Raw genomic sequence first — 19,042 nt, forward strand, 5'->3', positions numbered from 1 at the left:
GCTTCAGACGCGGAAGGCACCCACCGCCCGCACCAGCGACTCGGCCTGATTCTTCAGCGCCGCGGCCGCCGCGGCGGTTTCCTCCACCAGCGCCGCGCTTTGCTGCGTGCCGCGGTCCATCTCGGCCACTGCCGCGCCGACCTCCGACACACTGCCGCTCTGCGAACGGCTGGCGGCGCTGATCTCGCCGACCAGGTCGTTGACGCGCTTGATCGCCGTGACGATGTCGCTGACGGTGCGGCCCGCCTCGTCGACCTGACCGGTGCCAGCCTGTACGCGCTCGACGCTAGCGGTGACCAGGCTCTTGATCTCGCGAGCCGCCTCTGCGCTGCGCTGCGCCAGTTGGCGTACCTCGCCGGCCACGACCGCGAAGCCGCGGCCCTGCTCGCCGGCACGCGCGGCTTCCACCGCGGCGTTCAGCGCCAGGATATTCGTCTGGAAGGCGATGCCGTCGATGGTGCCGATGATGTCGGCGATGCGGCGCGAGCTCTGGTCGATGCCGGACATGGTCTCCACCACGCGTGCCATCACGGCACCGCCGCGGTCGGCGACCTCGACGGCACCGTCGGCCAGTTGCCGCGCCTGCTCGGCGTTCTCGGCGTTGTGGCGCACCGTGTCACCCAGCTGGCTCATCGTGGCCGCGGTCTGCTGCAGCGCGCTGGCCTGGCTTTCGGTGCGGTTGGACAGGTCCATGTTGCCCTGCGCGATCTGCGTGCTGGCGCCAGCCACCTGGTCGGCGTTGCCCTGGACCTCGCGCACGATGCCGGCCAGTTGGGCCTGCATGCGGGCGAAGGCCGTCAGCAGCGCCTTCGTCTCGTCATTGCCCTGTGGCTGGATGGGCGCGGTCAGGTCACCCTGGGCCAGTCGCTCGGCGGCGTCCACCGCATGCCGCATCGGGCGCACCAGCAGGCCTGCCAGCCACATCGCCGCGCCCAGCAGTGCCAGCGTGGACACCGCCATCGCCACGCCGATGGCCAGGCGCGTGCGGTCCACGCTGGCCTGCGCCGCCGCGGACATCGCGGTGCCGGTGGCCACCAGCGCGTCGGACAGGGCCTCGAGGTCCTCCTCCAGCACCTCGAAGCTCGCCTGCATGCGGGGCTGCATCAGGATGACGGCCTCCGGGCCACCGGAGCCGGCGGCGTCGATCATCGACTGCGCCGTCTGCACGTAGTCCTCGACCGCCGGCCGGGTCTTGTCCAGGATCTCCCGGACGGTGCCGTCGATGGGCAGCGAGGCCAGGCGATCCAGCTGACTGCGCATCGTCTCGGCGTGGTCCTTCAGGCCATCGCGTGCGGCGGCCACATCGTCGGGCTGGTTCTGAATGGAACCCAGCAGCGCCAGTTGCGCGTCGCCACGGATGGCGTCGTGCATCATGTCTGCCGCTTGGCTGGCCTGCAGCGCATGGCCGGCGCCCAGGGCATCGCCCAGGGCATCGCCCATGTGGCTGGAGGCCACGATGCCGATGGCACCGGCCACGCCGGTCAGCACGGCACCGACGATGCCCAGGGCCAAGATTTGTTGTAGCAGACGCATGGGTCGCACTCCAGCCGAGACAGTTGTCTCAGCGTATCGACCCGCTCGTCGGCGAACTTGAGCGCCGGGTGCGGCAAACGCTACGCCACGCGCCGGAGTCAGCCGCGCTTTTCCACCAGCGTGAGGATGTCGTAGCTCGCCACCAGCTCGCCGTGCTGGTTGCTGACCTCCACGTCCCAGGCCACCACGCCCTGGCCGACACCGTCCGCGCCCTTCTTCTGCCGGTCCACCTTGCGCTTGGCCGTCAGCCGGGCCTGGATGGTGTCGCCGATGGCCACCGGCTTGACGAAGCGCAGCGTGTCCAGCCCGTAGTTGGCCAGCACCGGGCCCGGTGCCGGCGAGACGAACAGCCCTGCGGCGGCCGACAGCACGAAGTAGCCGTGCGCGATGCGCTGGCCGAAGGCCGAGTCCTTGGCCGCCACCTCGTCGAAGTGCATGTAGAAGTAGTCGCCGCTGATGCCGCCGAAGGCGACGATGTCGGCCTCGGTGACGGTGCGCCGGTGCGTGGTCAGGCTCTCGCCGATGCGCAGGTCCTCGAAGTGGCGGCGGAAGGGGTGCACCTCGGTCTCGATGCGGGCTGCACCGCGCACGTACTCGCCAGTGACGGCGGCCAGCATCGTCGGCGAGCCCTGCACCGCGCAGCGCTGCAGGAAGTGCTTCACGGCGCGCAGGCCGCCGAGTTCCTCGCCGCCGCCAGCGCGGCCCGGGCCGCCGTGCTTGAGCAGCGGCAACGGGCTGCCGTGGCCGGTGGACTCCGGCGCCGCCTCGCGGTCCAGCACCAGCATCCGGCCGTGGTGCGCCGCGGCCACCGGAATGGCCCGCGCGGCGGTGGCCGGGTCGTGCGTGACCAGGGTGCCCACCAGGCTGCCCTGGCCGCGCGCGGCCAGCGCCAGCGCCTCGTCCAGGTCGTCGTAGGGCATCAGCGTGCTGACCGGGCCGAAGGCCTCCACGTCGTGCGCGGCGCTGGCCATCGGGTCGCGCGCCAGCAGCAGCGTGGGGCAGAAGAAGGCGCCATCGGCCGCGCCCTCGCCCACCGGGCTGAAACCGTCACGCTCGCCGTAGACCAGCTCAGCGCCCTGCATCAGCGCGGCCACCTTCTCGGCCACGTCGGCCTGCTGGCCGCGGTGCGCCAGCGCGCCCATCTTCACGCCCTCGATCGCCGGGTTGCCCACGGTGGTCTTGGCCAGGCGCGCGCGCAGCGCCTGCGCCACGGCGTCCAGGTGCTGGCGCGGCACGATGGCGCGGCGGATGGCGGTGCACTTCTGGCCTGCCTTGACCGTCATCTCGCGCGCCACTTCCTTGACGAAGAGATCGAACTCGGGCGAGTCCGGCGTCACGTCGGGCGCCAGGATGGCGCAGTTCAGGCTGTCGGCCTCGGCGTTGAAGGGCACCGAGTGCTTCACCAGGTTGGGGTGCACGCGCAGCTTGGCGGCCGTGTCAGCGCTGCCGGTGAAGGTGACGACGTCGGGCCCGCCCAGGCGGTCCAGCAGGTCGCCAGTGCCGCCGATGACCAGCTGCAGCGCACCCTCGGGCAGCAGGCCGCTGTCGAGCATGATGCGCACGGCCGCCTCGGTGAGGTAGCTGGTGGCGGTGGCGGGCTTGCCGATGCAGGGCATGCCGGCCAGGAAGGTGGGCGCGAACTTTTCCAGCAGCCCCCAGACCGGGAAGTTGAAGGCGTTGATGTGCACCGCCACGCCGCCGCGCGGCACCAGCACGTGGGTGCCGGCAAAGCGGCCCTGCTTGCCCAGCGGGATGGCCGGGCCCTCGTGCACCAGGTTGCCCGACGGCAGCTCGTTGCTGCCCACGCCGGCGTACGCGAACAGCGTGCCGCTGCCGCCTTCGATGTCGATCCAGCTGTCGGTGCGCGTGGCCCCGGTGTGGGCGGAGATGGCGTAGAGCTCTTCCTTGCGCTCGATGAGCAGCTTGGCCACCGCCTTGAGGATGGCGGCACGCTGCTGGAAGTCGGTCTTCATCAGCGCCGGCACGCCGACGCGGCGGGCGTGGTCCACGGCCTCGGCGAAGTCCAGCGCCTCGAGGTGCGTGGCCGCCACCGGCTTGCCGTCAAGCGCGCTGGCCAGGGTCTGGGCGGGCGTGGCGCCGAGCCAGCGGCCGCCGATGTAGCTCTGCAGGGTCTTCATGCGAGGGTCTTTTCCGGGACGTGGACGGCCGCCAGGCCGCCGATGAACAGGTCGGCCACGATGGGCGCCATCGTGGCGTGATCAAGGCCGCCACCCGGTTTCATCCAGGTGAACATCCAGTTGATCATGCCGAACAGCAGCATGGTCAGGGGCTTGGACAATGCACTATTATGCATATCTGGCCGTAACTTGCCGACCACATCTGCAAAACATTTCACCACCTCGCGTTCCCGGCCCAGGATGCGGGCCTGGTCGTCGGGGCCGAGGAAGCGCACGTCCTCGGTGAGCACGCGGTGGGCGTGCTGGGCGTCGGCGTACTCGGCCAGGATGCGGTGGATGAGTTCGCGCAGCAGGTCGGCCGGCGGCAGCTTCAGCGCCAGCGTCTCGGTGGCCATGGCATGCAGGCGCAGCACGTGCTCGTCGCAAATGCTGGCCAGCAGGGCATCCTTGTCGCGGAAGTAGTGGTAGAGCGTGGGCTTGGTGAAGCCGCAGGCCTCGGCCACGGCGTTCATCGACGTGGCGGCATAGCCCTGGCGCGCGAACAGCTCCGCAGCCCGCTGCAGGATCAGGCTGCGCTGGTCGTCGTAGGTGGCGGCGCGTCCTCGGGCCAAGGGTCAGGCGCCTGTCGACCCGGAGCGGACGTTGGATGCCGCGCTCGACGGCCGAGGCGGCAAGGCGACGACGGGTTGGCCTGTGGCGCTTAGGTCGAGCGGTCTCCGCTGCGCTCCGACTCCCCTGCGCTTCTCGGTCTCATGGCCCGCGGCCGAACTCACTTCGCTCACTGCGTTCGCTGCGTTCGGACGGCGTCCGCGAGTCAGTTCACGAAGCGCGCTGGCGCGCGCGGCCATGAGCCCTGCGATGCTCGGCGCTCTCATGCGCGCCACAGGCCAACCCGCCGCCGCCTTGCAGAACGGCACAGGCGCCACGCGAAGGGACCGCCGCTGTGTCCGGCCTCGGAGGGCGGGTCTGGCCTGGCGCGAGGTCAAGGAGGAGGCGAGCGCCCTGCGAGAGCCGGGGGACAGGAGCGCCAGGCCAGGCCCGCCCTCCGAGGCCCGCGCCAATGCAAAGGGACAAAGGTCCAACGTCCGCTCCGGGTCGATAGCCGTCACACCATCAACGCTCGTCGAACGACAGCACCACCCGCTCGGTCGTCGGGTGCGCCTGGCAGGTGAGCACGAAACCGCCCGCCACCTCGGCCTTGTCGAGCGCGAAGTTGCGCTCCATGCGCACCTGGCCTTCGATCAGCTTGGCGCGGCAGGTGCCGCAGACGCCGCTGGTGCAGCTGAAGGGCACTTCCAGGCCGGCGGCGCTGGCGGCGTCGAGGATGCTCGGCTGGTCCTTGTGGAAGTCGATCTCGCGCTTCAGGCCGTCGCGGATGATGACCACCTTGGCCTGCTCGGCATCGCCCGGCCTGGCTTCGTGCACCACCGCACCGCCGGCCTGCGGCGCCACACCGAAGCGCTCGATGTGCACACGGTCCTCCGGCACGCCGGCGGCCAGCAGCGCGGCCTCGGCCTCGTCGTTCATCTGGAACGGGCCGCAGATGTAGGCGTGGGCGATGCCGGCCGCAGGCACCGGGCCGGACAGGAACTGCGCCAGCTTGTCGCGGTTCATCAGGCCGTGGTTCAGGTCGGCGTCGGTGGGTTCGTCGCTGAACACGTGGTGCAGCACCAGCCGCGTCATGTAGCGGTTCTTCAGGTCCTCCAGCTCTTCCTTGAACATGGTGGAGGCCAGCTTGCGGTTGGCGTAGAGCAGCGTGAAGCGCGACTGCGGCTCACGCGCCAGCACCGTCTTCATGATCGACAGGATGGGCGTGATGCCGCTGCCACCGGCGATGCCCACGTGATGCCGCCGCGCGCTCGCGTCCAGCGGCACGAAGAAGCGGCCCTGCGGCGCCATCACCGCGATGCTGTCGCCGGGCTTCAGGCTCTCGTTGATCCAGTTCGAGAAGCGCCCGCCGGCGACCTTGCGCACGCCCACGCGCAGCTCGCCGTCGTCCACGCCGGCGCAGATGCTGTAGCTGCGGCGCAGGTCCTCGCCGTCGATGGTCTTGCGCAGCGTGAGGTACTGGCCCTGCGTGAAGGCGTACGTCTCGCGCAGCGGCGGCGGCACGTCGAAGCTGACGATCACCGCCTCGGCGGTGTCGGGTTCGATGGCGCGCACCGTCAGGTCGTGGAACAGCGGAGTGCTCATGCGCAGCTCAGATGGGTTTGAAGTGTTCGAAGGGTTCGCGGCAGGCCACGCAGCGGTAGAGCGACTTGCAGGCGGTGGAGCCGAAGGCCGACAGGCGCTCGGTGTTCGTGCTGCCGCAGCGCGGGCAGGCCACGGCGGCCGTCTTGCGCACGATGCGGATCGCCACGCCTTCACTGGCCTGCACCGGGCCCGGCGGCGCGATGCCGTACTCGCGCAGCTTTCGCCGGCCGTCGTCGCTGATCCAGTCGGTGGTCCAGGCCGGTGCGCGGCGGGTGACCACGGTCACTGGGCCGAAGCCGGCCTCGGCCAGCGCGTCGACCACGCTCTGCTCGATGACCTCGGTGGCCGGGCAGCCACTGTAGGTGGGCGTCAGCACCACCTGCAGGCCGTCCTCCAGCGCGTGCACCTCGCGCACGATGCCCAGGTCCACCAGCGACAGCGCCGGCACCTCCGGGTCGAGCACGGTCTCCAGCACACGCCAGGCGGCGCGCTCGCGATCGACCACTTCGGCGCCGCACATGGCCGTTACCAGACGCCGCCGGGGTAGGCGCGCTGCAGGTACTGCATCTCGGCCAGGATGCGGCCCAGGTGCTCGGTGTGCACGCCCTGCGTGCCGGTGCTGACGAAGGCGCCGGCAGCCGGCAGCGTCAGGCCGCACTCGCCGAAGACGGACGCGATCTCGGCCTCCCAGGCCTCGCGCAGCGCGGCGCGCGACGGGCCGAGCTTGCCCGCCTCGGCCGCGGCGTCCACGGCATCGGCGGTGAACATCTCGGGCACGTAGCGCGCCAGCTCGGCCAGCGCCGTGTCGATGCGGGCGCGGCTCTCGTCGGTGCCGTCGGCCAGGCGCAGCACCCAGTCGGCAGCGTGCTGCTGGTGGTAGCGCGCCTCCTTCAGCGCCTTGCCGGCGATGCCGGGCAGTTCGGCGTCGGCCGAGTCCTGCAGGCGCTCCCAGTGCAGCTTCAGCCAGGTCGAGACGAACAGGTTGCGCAGCACGGTGAAGGCGAAGTCGCCGCGCGGGAGCTCCACCATCGTCAGGTTGCGGTAGTCACGCTCCTCGCGGAGGTAGGCCAGCTGGTCTTCATCGAAACCCTGGTCTTCCATCTCGCCGGCCCGCGTGAGCACGGCGCGCGTCTGGCCGATCAGGTCCAGCGCCACGTTGGCCAGCGCGATGTCCTCTTCCAGGATAGGCGCATGGCCGCACCACTCGCCCAGGCGCTGGCCCAGGATCAGCGTGGTGTCACCCAGGCGCAGCAGGTACTCGACGTCGGCGCGGTGTTCGGGTCGGATCGATGCAGTCACGGCAACCTCACATGTGGTCGACTTCGGACGGCAGCTTGTAGAAGGTCGGGTGCCGGTACACCTTGTCTTCCGCCGGGTCGAAGAACATGTCCTTGTCGCCCGGGTCGCTGGCCACGATCTGGTCGCTGCGCACGACCCAGACGCTGGAGCCTTCCATGCGGCGGGTGTAGACGTCGCGCGCCATCTGGAGCGCCATCTGCGGGTCGGCGGCATGCAGGCTGCCGCAGTGCTTGTGGTCCAGGCCGGCGCGGCTGCGCACGAACACTTCCCACAGCGGCCATTCGGTGTTCACGGTGCTCATGCGGCCTCCTGTTTCGTCTGCTGCTTGCGGGCATGGGCCAGCGCGGCTTCGCGCACCCAGGCCCCGTCTTCCCACGCCTTCACGCGCGCGCCCAGGCGCTCGCGGTTGACCGGCCCGTCGCCGCCCACCACGCGCCAGAACTCGGCCCAGTCGATGGTGCCGAAGTCCCAATGGCCTTCCTCGCCGCGCTCGGCGTTCCACTTCAGGTCGGGGTCGGGCAGGGTCACGCCCAGCACCTGTGCCTGCTGCACGGTGGCGTCGACGAACTTCTGGCGCAGCGTGTCGTTGCTCACGCGCTTGATGCCCCAGCGCATGCCCTGCGCGCTGTTGGGGCTCTGGTCGTCGGGCGGGCCGAACATCATCAGGCAGGGCCACCACCAGCGGTTCACGGCATCCTGCACCATCGCCTTCTGCTCGGGCGTGCCGTTCTGCATCATCACCAGCAGGCTGTCGTAGCCCTGGCGCTGGTGGAAGCTTTCCTCGCGGCAGATGCGGATCATCGCGCGCGCGTAGGGCGCGTAGCTGCAGCGGCAGATCGGCACCTGGTTCATGATCGCCGCGCCGTCCACCAGCCAGCCGATGACGCCGATGTCGGCCCAGGTCAGCGTAGGGTAGTTGAAGATGCTGCTGTACTTGGCCTTGCCGCTGTGCAGCGCGGCCAGCATCTCGTCGCGGCTCTGGCCGAGCGTCTCGGCGGCGGCGTAGAGGTACAGGCCGTGGCCGCCCTCGTCCTGCACCTTGGCGAGAAGAATCGCCTTGCGCTTGAGCGTGGGGGCACGGCCGATCCAGTTGCCCTCGGGCAGCATGCCCACGATCTCCGAGTGCGCATGCTGGCTGATCTGGCGCAGCAGCGTCTTGCGGTAGTTGTCGGGCATCCAGTCCTTGGCCTCGATGAAGTCGCCGGCGTCGATGCGGGCGTCGAAGCGCTCCTGCAGGCGCTGCTCTTCGGGGCTGAGCACCTTCTCCAGCTTCTTGGCACCGCCTTCGCGGGCCATCGTGTCCATCGCTTGCGTGTACATGCGCAGCTCCTTTGCCTGGGGCGTTTGTCGACGCGGCCGCTCAGCGCGGCCGCTTGTCAATGACGCGGCGGGCCTTGCCCACCAGCGTGCGTTCGATCGACGCCGGCGCGCCCACGCTCACCGTGGTGCTCACGCCGATCAGCGTCTTGATGCGTTCCTGCAGCCGGCCGGCCACGGCGTCGCGGCTGGCGTTCTCGTGTTGCGGCTGCAGTTCCACCAGCACCTGCAGCTCGTCCAGGTGGCCGCTTTTTGTGACCACCAGCTGGTACTGGCCCGACAGTTCCGGCATCTTCAGCACCAGTTCCTCCACCTGCGTGGGGAAGACGTTGACGCCGCGGATGATCAGCATGTCGTCGCTGCGGCCGACGATCTTGCCCATGCGGCGCATGCTGCGCGCGGTGGGCGGCAGCAGCCGCGTCAGGTCGCGCGTGCGGTAGCGGATGACGGGCAGCGCCTCCTTGGTCAACGTGGTGAAGACGAGCTCGCCTTCCTCGCCGTCGGCCACCGGCTGGCCGCTCTCGGGGTCGATGATCTCGGGGTAGAAGTGGTCCTCCCAGATCACCGGGCCGTCCTTGGCCTCGATGCACTCGTTGGCGACACCCGGGCCCATCACCTCGCTCAGGCCATAGATGTCGACGGCGTCGATGCCGGCGCGCACCTCGATGTCGTGGCGCATCGCCTCGGTCCACGGCTCGGCGCCGAAGATGCCCACCTTCAGCGAGGTGCTGCGCGGGTCGATGCCCTGGCGCTCCATCTCCTCGATGATCACCTGCATGTAGCTGGGCGTGACCATGATGATGTCGGGCCGGAAGTCGGTGATCAGCTGCACCTGCTTCTCGGTCTGCCCGCCGGACATCGGGATCACCGTGCAGCCCAGCTTCTCGGCACCGTAGTGCGCGCCCAGGCCGCCGGTGAACAGGCCGTAGCCATAGGCCACGTGCACCATGTCGCCCGGCCGCCCGCCGCTGGCGCGGATACTGCGCGCCACGAGATTCGCCCAGGTGTCGATGTCGTGCTGCGTGTAGCCCACCACCGTGGGCTTGCCGGTGGTGCCGGAACTGGCGTGGATGCGCACCACCTGCTCGCGCGGCACGGCGAACATGCCGAAGGGGTAGTTGTCGCGCAGGTCCTTCTTCGTCGTGAAGGGAAACTTGGCCAGGTCAGCCAGCGTCTTGCAGTCCGACGGGTGCACGCCGGCGGCATCGAAGGCGGCCTTGTAGTGCGGCACGTGGTCGTAGGCGTGCTGCAGCGTCTTCTTCAACCGCTGCAGCTGCAGCGACTGCAGTTCGTCGAGGCTGGCGGTCTCGATCGGTTCCAGGTCGCCAGGGGCAGGTTGCTTCACGGGCACGGTTAGGTCTCCGGGGTGTTTCAGAGCGCCACGACGGGCTTGCCCTTCATCGTGTAGCTGCGGCCGCGGAACAGCGCGATGCGTTCGCCGCGCTGGTTCACGACCTCGATGTCGTAGACGCCGGTGCGGCCGGCCTTGTTCTGCTCGGTGCAGGTGGCGGTGAGCACGTCGCCCAGGCGGCCGGGGGCCACCAGGTCCACGTTGAAACCGGAGGCCACCGTGACCTCGTTGTGGCTGTTGCAGCCGTAGGCGAAGGCGGTGTCGGCGAGCGTGGTGATCAGGCCGCCGTGGCAGATGTCGTGGCCGTTGAGCATGTCCTCGCGCACCGCCATGCTCAGCGTCGCCGAGCCCGGGCCCACGGCCTCGATCACCATGCCCAGGGCCTTGGCCGCGCGGTCGTTGGCGAACATGGCATCGCGCACGCGTTCGGCGACGTGCTGGCGGTCGGGTGCGGGGCTGTCGGCCATGGTTTCCTTGATTTACCTACCGGTCGGTAAATCATAGACGGCCATTTGATCTGACTCAAGACGGCAAAACTTCGGGTTTACCCTTTGATCGACGTGCCGAGGGTCGGCCAAGGGAACCGTGAGCCCCGCAGAAACGCCAACGCCCCGCCGAAGCGGGGCGTTGGACCCAGGGGAAGTCTCGACGCAGCGGCCGGATCAGCCCTGCGCGGGGGCGGCGGCGGCCTGCACCAGCAGCGCGCCGGACGGCGACGGCGTGGCCAGGCTGTTGACGCCGGAGAGCATGGCCAGCGTGGTGGCCAGCGCGAAGACGAAGGCGGTGGCGTGCTGGCTGAGGCGGGGGGCGGTGAAGCGGGTCATGGCGGGTTCCTTTCAGGGCTGCGTCGTGTGTCGATGGGTGCACTGTGCGCCTGCGCATCGCCTGTGCCAAGGCGGTTGCGATGAAGCGCCGGCACGCGCGATGAAGCGTCGCCGCCGCGGATGAACGGTGCGACATCTGGCGACACCCGGGCCCGGGCAGGTTCGGATAATCGGCGCATGCCCGGCGACATCACCGTCCTGCTGCAGGCCGCCCGCGACGGCGACCCGGACAGCCTGTCCGAGGCCTACCGGCGCCTGTACCGCGAGCTGCGGCGCACGGCGCGGGCGCTGCTGCGCGGCGAGGCCGGCACGCTGACGCCCACGGTGCTGGTGCACGAGGCCTACCTGCGCCTGTGCGGCGGCGCCCAGCCGCCCGACCTGGCCACGCGCAAGCACTTCTTCGCGACCGCGGCGCAGACCATGCGCTGGATCGTCACCGACCGCGCGCGCCGCCAGCTCACCCAGCGGCACGGCGTCGACTGGGTGCGGGTGGACCTCGACGACACCCTGCCGCAGCCCACGCCGCCAGAGCAGCTGCTGGCGCTGGACCAGGCACTGGACCGCCTGGGCGCCATCGACCCGGCCAAGCGCGAACTGGTGGAGCTGCGCTACTTCGCAGGTCTGGAATACGCCGACCTCGTACCGTTGCTCGGCCGCTCGGAGCGCACGCTCAAGCGCGACTGGGCCGCCGCCCGCGCGGCCTTGCAGATGATGATGCAAGCATGAGCGCCGAGCCATGAGCGCCGAGCCGCCGTGGGCCGATGCGCTGGCGGCTTTCGATCGCCTGCTCGACACGCCCGCCAACGGGCGCGACGAGCAACTGGCGGGCCTGCCGCCGGCGGTGCGTGCCCTGGTGGACCAGCTGCTCGGCGCCGACGCACACACCAGCCTGCTCGATGCGCCCCTGGGGCTGACGCCCGACGACGAGGCGAGCATCGATGAAGACACCCCGCTGGCCGGCCGGCGCATCGGCCGCTGGCTGCTGGTGGCACCACTGGGGCACGGCGGCATGTCGGTGGTCTGGCGTGCGCGCTCGCTGGCGCCGCCAGTGGGCCAGGAGGCCGCCATCAAGCTGCTGGCGCTGGGCGCGGCCACCCCGGCCGGCCGCGCGCGCTTCGAGCGCGAGGCGCAGCTGCTGGCCACGCTGCAGCACCCGGGCATCGCGCCGGTGTTCGACGCCGGCACCACCGACGACGGCACGCCTTGGTTCGCGATGGCCGTCATCGACGGCGCACCCGCCGACGCCTGGTGCCAGGCCCACGCCGCCACGCTGGACCAGCGGGTGAACCTGGTACGCCAGGCCGCCGACGCGGTGGCCCACGCCCACCGCCACCTCGTCGTGCACCGCGACCTCAAGCCGGGCAACGTGTTGGTGGATGGCGAGGGCCGCGCCACGCTGGTCGACTTCGGCATCGCCCGCATGCTCGATGCCGGCGAGGCCACGGCGCTGACCACCGCCTTCACGCCCGACTACGCCGCGCCGGAGCAGCTGGCCGGCGGCACGGTGACCACGGCCACCGACGTCTACGGCCTGGGCGCCCTGCTGCACCGGCTGCTGCTGGGGTGCCCGCCGGTGCGCGCGGCCGATGGCGGCATCCAGGATCCGGCCGCGCTGGCCCCCGCCACCACGCCGGTCCACGCCGCCGTGGCGGACACGCCGGTCCTGCGCCGCGCCCTTCGCGGCGACCTGGGCTGGATCCTGCGCCGTGCGCTGGCCGCGGCGCCGGCGCAGCGCTACGCCAGCGCCGCCGAGCTGGCCGCCGACCTGCGGGCGTGGCAGGCGGGCCAGCCGGTGGCGGCACGCCAGGGTGGCGCCCGCTACCGGCTGCGCAAGTGGGTGCAGCGCCACCGCGGGGCCGCGGCCGCGCTCGTGGCGCTGGCCGTCAGCGTGGTGCTGGGCGTGGCGGGCGTGCTGGTGCAGGCCGAGCGCACCCGGCAGGAGGCGGTCCGCGCGCGGGAGGCCCAGGCCACCGCCGAGGCAGCCCTCCAGCGCGCCGAGAACGCGCGCGAGGCCCTGGTGCAGGTGTTCCGCGGCAGCCGCCCCCAGGACGGCGGGGAACGCAGCGCCGGCCAGCTGCTCGACGAGGGCGAATCGCTGGCCGAAGCCCGTGAGCGCGACGGCCATGATCTGCTGGCTGCCGACCTGTTCACGATGCTGGGCTCGGCGCGGGCGGTGCGCGGCGAAACCGCCGACGCCCGCCGGCTCTACACACGCGCGCTGGCGGTGCTCGGCGGGCTGCCGCCTGCTGCTGCGCCCCGCACCCGGGTGCGGACGCTGATGGGACTGGCCGACGCCGCGGTCAACTACGGCCAGCGGGACGAAGGCATGGCCGCGCTCGACGAGGCCCTGGCGCTGATGCCTGGTGCCGGCCTGCCGTTGGCCGAGGTGCTGGACCTGCGCCTGCTGGCATTGACGCTGCGCTCAGCCGGCGGCCAGAGCCCCCAGCCGGTGGCCGAGCTGCGCGCCCTGGCGGCCGAGGTCGAGGCCGGCCCGCTGGCCGGATCCCGCGAGCACCTCGCGGTGCTGGACCGGCTGTCCACCGCGCTCGCGCTGGCCGGCACGCCCGACGACGGCCCCTTGCTGGAACAGCGCCTGCAGCTGGCCGCACGCGTGTACGCCGAAGAACCGGCCCAGCGGGTCTTCGTGATGGCCGACGCCCTGCCGTCGCTGCGCCGCCGACGCGCCTTCGACCGTGCCCAGCAGCTGGCCGACGAGGCCGTGGCCCTGGGCCGAGCCACCTTCACCCAGCCTCACGTGATGATGGCCATCGCCACCTGCAACGCGGCCGGCCTGGCGCTGCAGCGGGGTCGGCCCGCCGACGCTTTGGCGCTGCTGGAGGAGACGGCCGCCATCGACCAGGCGCTGCAACGCCGCCACCTGCACGCGCTGAGCTGCCGCATCCACCACGCCCAGGCGCTGTCTGCGCTGGGCCGCCGCGCCGAGGCCCAGGCGGCGCTGGACGCGGCGGACGCCCTGATGCAGGCGCTGCAGCGCCCGGCAGACGACAGCTGGTGGCGCGTCCTGTGCGACGAACGGGTCAAGGCCGAACTGCTGGCCGGGCGCCACAACGACGCCCGCCAGCGCCAGACCGCCTGCCTGGGCCTGCCCGCCGGCCCCTACGGCCGGCCCGACCGCGGGCTGATCGCGGCCGAGCTCGCCCTGGCGGCGGGCGACACCGCCGCCGCGGCGGAACACCTGGCCGCCTGGCCAGGCGGCGACACCCCGCCCACCGATGCCCCGGACCGCCTGTGGGGCTGGCAACTGCGCTGGGCCCTGGCGGCTGCCAAGGGTCAGCCGATCGAGGCCACGCGGCTGCACGCCGCGCTGCGCGACGCGGTGGACCGCATCCCCAGCCCCTGGGCCGCCCGCGAGGCCCTGCGTACCTGCCTGGCCGCACCAAGCCCGCAGGGGCCGGCGAGCCCGCCCCCGGGCGCCTGCCTGCCGGGCCGCTGACCCCCTCGTCCTTGGGGGATCTGGCCGGTACGGCATCGCCACATGGCCCGCGGCAGGACGGTTCTCGTATGTACCGAGGTGAGCCCCCGTCGCGGTGGGCCGTTCGCCTCTGGAGTTGCCGATGTCCCGTTGTTCCGCCTGGTCCGCCCTGGGTCTATCCGTGGCCCTGGTCAGCGTCCCCGCCCTGTCGGCCGCCGCCAGTTTCGGCGACGCGCTGAAGGACACCATCGAACGCGCTGCCAAAAGCGAGGTGCAGCGCAAGGCCGACCAGGAGACGCGCCGGGTCACCCGCTGCGTGCTCGGCGACGCGAAATGCGCGCGCGACGCCGAGAAACGCGGCGACACCGTCGAGACCGTGCCGGCGGCCGGCGGTGCCGCAGCGGCCACGGGCGCCGCGGCGGGCACTGCCGCTGCGGCCGACGTCGACCCCGGCGGCGACCACCCGATGATCGCGCCCTATCCGGGCTCGCAGCGCCAGACACGGCAGTTCGACGCCTACACCGACTACCGCCGCGAGACCGGCAGTGCGAAGGGCGAACCCGCCACCCAGGTGCAGGAAGGCAAGCTCACCCGCATCCGCTACCTCAACCCCAAGGGCCGCAGCACCTTCGAGCTGATGCGCAACTACCGCGACGCGCTGGTGGCGCGCGGCTTCCGGGTCGAATGGGCCTGCGACGACCGTGGCAGCTGCGGGCGCCGCCTGGGCAGCGTCAACGGCATGCTGCTGGGCGTGGGCAAGGACGTGCGCTACTTCACCGGCGTGCTGCGCCAGGCCGGTGGCGCCGCTTACGTCAGCATGGCCTTCACGCCACGCTACACCGACCTGCACGTGCTGGAGACGGCCACGATGGACAGCGGCCAGGTGGTGGTGGACGCCAACGCCCTGGGTGCCGGGCTGGACGCCGACGGCAAGGTCACGCTGCAGGGCATCTACTTCGACACCGGGCGCGACACGCTGCGGCCGGAATCCGACGCCGCGCTGGCCCAGGTGATGCTGCTGCTGCAGCAGCGCCCGGCGCTCAGGCTGCGCATCGTGGGCCACACCGACAGCACCGGCAGTGCCGAGGCCAACCTGGCGCTGTCGCAGGCCCGCGCGGCGCGCGTGCGCGAGGCCCTGCTGGCGCGCGGCGTGGCCGCCAACCGGCTGGAGGCCGTGGGCATGGGCCCCAACGCGCCCGTGGCAAGCAATGACACCGAGGACGGCCGCGCGCGCAACCGGCGCGTGGAACTGGTGAAGGCCTGATGCGCCCGCGCACCGCGCTGGCCGCCGGCGTGGTGGCCGTGGGGGCCGCCGCAGCAGTGGTCACGCTCTCGCCCGGCGGCTGGGTGCCCGACCCGTTCGGCCCGCCGGGCGGGCCGATGGTCAGCACCGACGCGCCGCCGCCGGCACCGCCGCCCCCCGACCCGTTCCGCCCCGACGAGCCCAAGATCCCGGTGATCGAATCGGGCAGCAAGGCCGCGGCCGCGCTGGGCGAGACGATCATCGGCAAGCCGGCCGTCGACGGGCCCGACGTGGTCGAGTCCGGCACCGACAAGGCGCGTGAGCTTGCCGGCGAGATGCTGCCGCTGGACCCCATTCCCGACCCGTTCCGCGACCACGACGCGCGCCTGGCCCGAGAACGCGCGTTCGGCGCCGACAGCCGCTTCCCGGCCAACCCCACCACCGACCGCGGCGTGTTCCGCTTCGACCTCGTGGTCACGCAGCGCGTGGAGACACGCGACGTGCTGGCGGACTTCACCTACCACCTCAACAGCCGCGACGGCAGCTGGGTGGTGGAGGGCGAGGACGTGGCCCACCTGCTGGGCGGCACCACGATCGCCGGCGCCAAGCTGTCCTTCGTGCTGCGCAAGCCCGGCGGCGACCTGCTGGTCTGCGGCAGCCACCCGGCGCTGACCAAGTCGCCACGCGCCTGCATGCGCCTGCGCGCGGCGCTGGCGCCGACACAGCTGCGCGCGCTGGACGCCCGCCAGCTGGCCGCGCTGATGGACAGCGTGGCACGCGTGCCGCAGCGCCTGGGGGACGGCCCGGGCGGCGGCGCGCAGGGGTTCCGCGGCCGGCTGCGCGAGGGCGAGCGCTGGCAGCACCTGCAGGTCTGGGTGGCGCCCGGCGACAGCGGCGTGCGCACCCAGGTGCCGTGGCTGGGCATGGGCAGCGGCGTGATGAAGGATGCGCGCGTGCAGCTCAACCGCATCGTCCGCCGGCTGCGCGTGGAAGGGGCCGACCTCGACGGCGGCGACATCGTGCTCGACACGCTGGCCCTGCAACGCGGTGCGCACGACGTCAGCACGCAGAACTTCGACATCGTCACCGCCTTCACACCCGAGGGCATCGCCGAGGCCAATGCGCTGGGTCGGGCACTCACCGACCTGAAGGCCGAGGCCGCGGAGATCGACGCCGCGCTGCGCGCCTGCCCGGACGGCAGCGCCGGCAAGGCATGCCGCCAGCAGGCGCGTGAGCGCATGAAGCGGTTGAACGAACACGCGAAGCAGCAGGCGCAGAGCTACGCCGACCGGCACGGGCTGCCGGTAGGGCGCTGACGCGCCGGAGCTGGTCGCTTCAATCCACGCGCCGCAGCAGCCGCACGTGCATCGGGCGCACAAAGTGCGCGCCGTCCGGGCCCATGTGGGGCTCGAAGCGCGCCCGCACCGCGGCACGCAAGGCGTCGTCGAAACGCCGCTCGGCGAAGGTGACGTCCACCATGCGGCATTCGAACTCCGCGAAGTCGGCGAAACGCACCGGCACCTCGAAGCGACGCTCGTCGGCCTGCTGCCAGCCGCCGGCGGCGATGGCGCGGTCCAGCGCCTGCTGCGCGGCGGCGCGCACCTCGCCTTCGTCGTTGAACAGTCGGATCACCTCGTTGAGCGCACCGGCGTAGACCGGCTCGCTGACGTACAGCCAGCCGCCGGGCACCAGCACGCGCCGCACCTCGTCCAGCGCGGGGTCCATCAGCGGCATCGGCACGTGGTGCAGCGACTTCAGCATCAGCGCGCCGTCGAAGCGCGCGTCCGGGAACGGGATGGCCTGCGCGCCGCCGGCCTGGAAGCTCAGCCCCGGCGGCGCATCGGACGCGAGGTTCTTGGCGTGCTGGCGTTCGTCGACCTCCAGGCCCAGCACGCTGGCGCCGGCGTGGCGTTCCACCAGGCGGCGCGCCAGCCCGGCGGCGCCGCAGCCCAGCTCGATCAGCCGCTGGCCGTCCAGCGGCACGAGGCTCGCGAGCAGCTCGAGTTCATCGGTTCGGGTGTCGGTCATCACAGCACGTCCAGGGGAATCTTCAGGTAGCGCGTGCCATTGTCCTCGGCCGACGGCAGCTGCCCGGCACGCATGTTCACCTGCACCGACGGCAGGATCAGCGTGGGCATCTTCAGCGTGGCGTCGCGCGCCCGGCGCAGGGCCACGAAGTCGCTCTCGGCCACGCCGTCGTGCACGTGCACGTTGGCCGCGCGCTGCTGGGCCACCGTCGTCACCGGCTGCGGCGCACGGCCGTCGGGCGGGTAGTCGTGGCACAGGTACAGCCGCGTGGCCGGCGGCAGCGCCAGCACCCTGCGGATGGACCGGTACAACACCGCTGCGTCGCCACCGGGGAAATCACAGCGGGCGGTGCCGACCTCCGGGCTGAACAGGGTGTCGCCGACGAAGGCGGCCACCTGCGCGTCCGCACCCTCGCCATCGCGCACCACGTAGGTCATGCAGGCCGGCGTGTGCCCGGGCGTGTGCATCGCGGTGGCCTCGAGGCTGCCGATCTTGAAGCGCTCGCCGTCGTCGAACAGGCGGTCGAACTGGCGGCCGTCACGCGCGAACTCGGTGCCGGCGTTGAACAGCTTGCCGAAGGTGGCCTGCACCGTGGTGATCCCGCGGCCGATGGCCAGGCGGCCACCGAGCGCGTTCTGCAGGTAGGGCGCGGCCGAGAGGTGGTCGGCGTGCACATGCGTTTCCAGCAGCCACTGCACCTGCGCGCCCAGTTCGCGCACGCGCGCGACCAGGCGGTCGGCGGCGGCGGTCGATGTGCGGCCGGCGGCCGGGTCGTAGTCCAGCACGCTGTCGACCAGCGCACACTGGTTCGTGCTGCGGTCGAGCACGATGTGGCTGAAGGTGGAGGTGGCCGGGTCGAAGTGCGACTCGACATGCAGGCGTGTGGCGTTGGTCATGTCCGTCCTTCGGTGAACGTGGCAGCAAGGCGGCGCAGCCCGCCCGCCCGGACCTCGGGCGAACCGCTGCGCCGCACCCGGGTTCAGAGCTGGCGGGTCGAGTAGTACCAGTCCACCGTCTTGAAGCCCTCGCCGGCGCGTTTGGCCACGGCCTCGGCCGTCTTCGGCGGGGGCACGATCACGTCGCAACCCGGCGTCCAGCCTTCCGGCGTGGCGACCTTGTGGGCGTCGCTGGTCTGCATGGCCTGCAGCAGGCGCACGAACTCGTCGATCGAGCGGCCGTTGCTCATCGGGTAGTACACCATCGCGCGCAGGATGCCTTCGGGGTCGATGAAGAACGTGGCGCGCACGGCCTGCGTGTCGGCCGCACCGGGGTGCACCATGCCGTAGGCAGTGGCGACCTCCATCTTGATGTCCTCGATGATCGGGAACGGGATCTCGACGCCGAACTTCTCCTGGATGTTCTGCGTCCAGGCCAGGTGCGAGTACAGGCTGTCGATCGACAAACCGATCAGCTCGCAGTTCATCGCCTTGAAGGTCTCGGCCGCCTTGGCGAAGCCGATGAACTCGGTGGTGCACACCGGCGTGAAGTCGGCCGGGTGCGAGAAGAGGATCAGCCACTTGCCCTTGTAGTCGGCGAGGCTGCGGTCGCCATGCGTGGTCTTGGCCTGGAAGGCCGGCGCGGCTTCGTTGAGGCGGGGAAAGCTGGTGGTCATGTCTTGGACTCCTGTGGTGTGTGGGCCGCCGCGCGGCGGGTGATCGGGCCGATGCCTGATCGACGGGTTCA

At 71.6% G+C, this 19,042-nt stretch carries 18 protein-coding genes; 4 read left to right on the forward strand and 14 right to left on the reverse strand.

All coding sequences use genetic code 11. The features are described from left to right. Positions 1–3 precede the first annotated feature (3 nt). The 11 genes from ENE75_RS07220 to ENE75_RS24815 all read right to left on the reverse strand — a co-directional run bounded on the left by ENE75_RS07220 (position 4) and on the right by ENE75_RS24815 (position 10,655). Positions 4–1,533: a methyl-accepting chemotaxis protein gene (locus ENE75_RS07220; protein ID WP_233258974.1), complete on the reverse strand. Its 1,530-nt coding sequence runs from the start codon at positions 1,531–1,533 to the stop codon at positions 4–6. 98 nt (positions 1,534–1,631) lie between these two features. Further along, positions 1,632–3,671 carry a phenylacetic acid degradation bifunctional protein PaaZ gene (gene paaZ / locus ENE75_RS07225; protein ID WP_128197317.1) on the reverse strand — a complete coding sequence of 680 codons (2,040 nt, stop codon included), beginning with the start codon at positions 3,669–3,671 and terminating at the stop codon, positions 1,632–1,634. Beyond that, positions 3,668–4,282, reverse strand: coding sequence for a TetR/AcrR family transcriptional regulator (locus ENE75_RS07230; protein ID WP_128197319.1), 615 nt, complete (start codon positions 4,280–4,282; stop codon positions 3,668–3,670). The genes paaZ and ENE75_RS07230 overlap by 4 nt, the downstream gene beginning before the upstream one ends. Before the next feature lie 502 nt (positions 4,283–4,784). Continuing rightward, a complete protein-coding gene (gene paaE, locus ENE75_RS07235) occupies positions 4,785–5,864 on the reverse strand; it encodes a 1,2-phenylacetyl-CoA epoxidase subunit PaaE (RefSeq protein ID WP_128197321.1) in 1,080 nt (359 codons plus the stop codon). A 7-nt stretch (positions 5,865–5,871) separates the two neighbouring features. Next, positions 5,872–6,384, reverse strand: coding sequence for a 1,2-phenylacetyl-CoA epoxidase subunit PaaD (paaD, locus tag ENE75_RS07240; RefSeq protein WP_128197323.1), 513 nt, complete (start codon positions 6,382–6,384; stop codon positions 5,872–5,874). A 5-nt stretch (positions 6,385–6,389) separates the two neighbouring features. After that, positions 6,390–7,163 (reverse strand): 1,2-phenylacetyl-CoA epoxidase subunit PaaC, encoded by a 774-nt coding sequence (gene paaC / locus ENE75_RS07245; protein WP_128197326.1) that lies wholly within the window; start codon positions 7,161–7,163, stop codon positions 6,390–6,392. 7 nt (positions 7,164–7,170) lie between these two features. Next, positions 7,171–7,464, reverse strand: coding sequence for a 1,2-phenylacetyl-CoA epoxidase subunit PaaB (gene paaB, locus ENE75_RS07250; protein ID WP_128197328.1), 294 nt, complete (start codon positions 7,462–7,464; stop codon positions 7,171–7,173). Continuing rightward, complete coding sequence (paaA, locus tag ENE75_RS07255; protein WP_128197330.1) at positions 7,461–8,483, reverse strand: 1,2-phenylacetyl-CoA epoxidase subunit PaaA; 1,023 nt, start codon at positions 8,481–8,483, stop codon at positions 7,461–7,463. The genes paaB and paaA overlap by 4 nt, the downstream gene beginning before the upstream one ends. 40 nt (positions 8,484–8,523) lie before the next feature. Continuing rightward, entirely contained in the window at positions 8,524–9,831 is a 1,308-nt protein-coding gene (paaK, locus tag ENE75_RS07260) for a phenylacetate--CoA ligase PaaK (RefSeq protein ID WP_128197332.1), read from the reverse strand. A 20-nt stretch (positions 9,832–9,851) separates the two neighbouring features. Continuing rightward, positions 9,852–10,298, reverse strand: a complete 447-nt coding sequence (paaI, locus tag ENE75_RS07265; RefSeq protein WP_128197334.1) for a hydroxyphenylacetyl-CoA thioesterase PaaI — start codon at positions 10,296–10,298, stop codon at positions 9,852–9,854. Between the two features lie 195 nt (positions 10,299–10,493). Next, entirely contained in the window at positions 10,494–10,655 is a 162-nt protein-coding gene (locus ENE75_RS24815; protein WP_158288879.1) for a hypothetical protein, read from the reverse strand. Positions 10,656–10,832: 177 nt separating this feature from the next. Here ENE75_RS24815 and ENE75_RS07270 point away from each other — a divergent pair, with 177 nt between their 5' ends. From ENE75_RS07270 to ENE75_RS07285, 4 genes are all read left to right on the forward strand, one after another. Continuing rightward, complete coding sequence (locus ENE75_RS07270) at positions 10,833–11,381, forward strand: ECF-type sigma factor (RefSeq protein ID WP_128197336.1); 549 nt, start codon at positions 10,833–10,835, stop codon at positions 11,379–11,381. 10 nt (positions 11,382–11,391) lie between these two features. Next, positions 11,392–14,109, forward strand: a complete 2,718-nt coding sequence (locus ENE75_RS07275) for a serine/threonine-protein kinase (RefSeq protein WP_128197338.1) — start codon at positions 11,392–11,394, stop codon at positions 14,107–14,109. A 121-nt stretch (positions 14,110–14,230) separates the two neighbouring features. After that, entirely contained in the window at positions 14,231–15,352 is a 1,122-nt protein-coding gene (locus tag ENE75_RS07280; RefSeq protein WP_128197340.1) for an OmpA family protein, read from the forward strand. Beyond that, positions 15,352–16,647 (forward strand): hypothetical protein, encoded by a 1,296-nt coding sequence (locus tag ENE75_RS07285; protein ID WP_128197342.1) that lies wholly within the window; start codon positions 15,352–15,354, stop codon positions 16,645–16,647. The genes ENE75_RS07280 and ENE75_RS07285 overlap by 1 nt, the downstream gene beginning before the upstream one ends. A 19-nt stretch (positions 16,648–16,666) precedes the next feature. Here ENE75_RS07285 and ENE75_RS07290 read toward each other — a convergent pair whose 3' ends face one another. The 3 genes from ENE75_RS07290 to ENE75_RS07300 form a co-directional block, all read right to left on the reverse strand. Beyond that, positions 16,667–17,359 (reverse strand): class I SAM-dependent methyltransferase, encoded by a 693-nt coding sequence (locus ENE75_RS07290; RefSeq protein ID WP_128197345.1) that lies wholly within the window; start codon positions 17,357–17,359, stop codon positions 16,667–16,669. After that, the gene (locus tag ENE75_RS07295; protein WP_128197347.1) at positions 17,359–18,255 is read right to left on the reverse strand and encodes an MBL fold metallo-hydrolase; all 897 of its coding nucleotides are present in this window, start codon (positions 18,253–18,255) and stop codon (positions 17,359–17,361) included. Before ENE75_RS07295 ends, ENE75_RS07290 begins: the two co-directional genes overlap by 1 nt. A gap of 83 nt (positions 18,256–18,338) precedes the next feature. Next, a complete protein-coding gene (locus ENE75_RS07300; protein WP_128197349.1) occupies positions 18,339–18,971 on the reverse strand; it encodes a peroxiredoxin in 633 nt (210 codons plus the stop codon). Positions 18,972–19,042 lie beyond the last annotated feature (71 nt).

The sequence above is a fragment of the Rubrivivax albus genome, from assembly GCF_004016515.1.
Lineage (GTDB): Bacteria > Pseudomonadota > Gammaproteobacteria > Burkholderiales > Burkholderiaceae_C > Rubrivivax > Rubrivivax albus.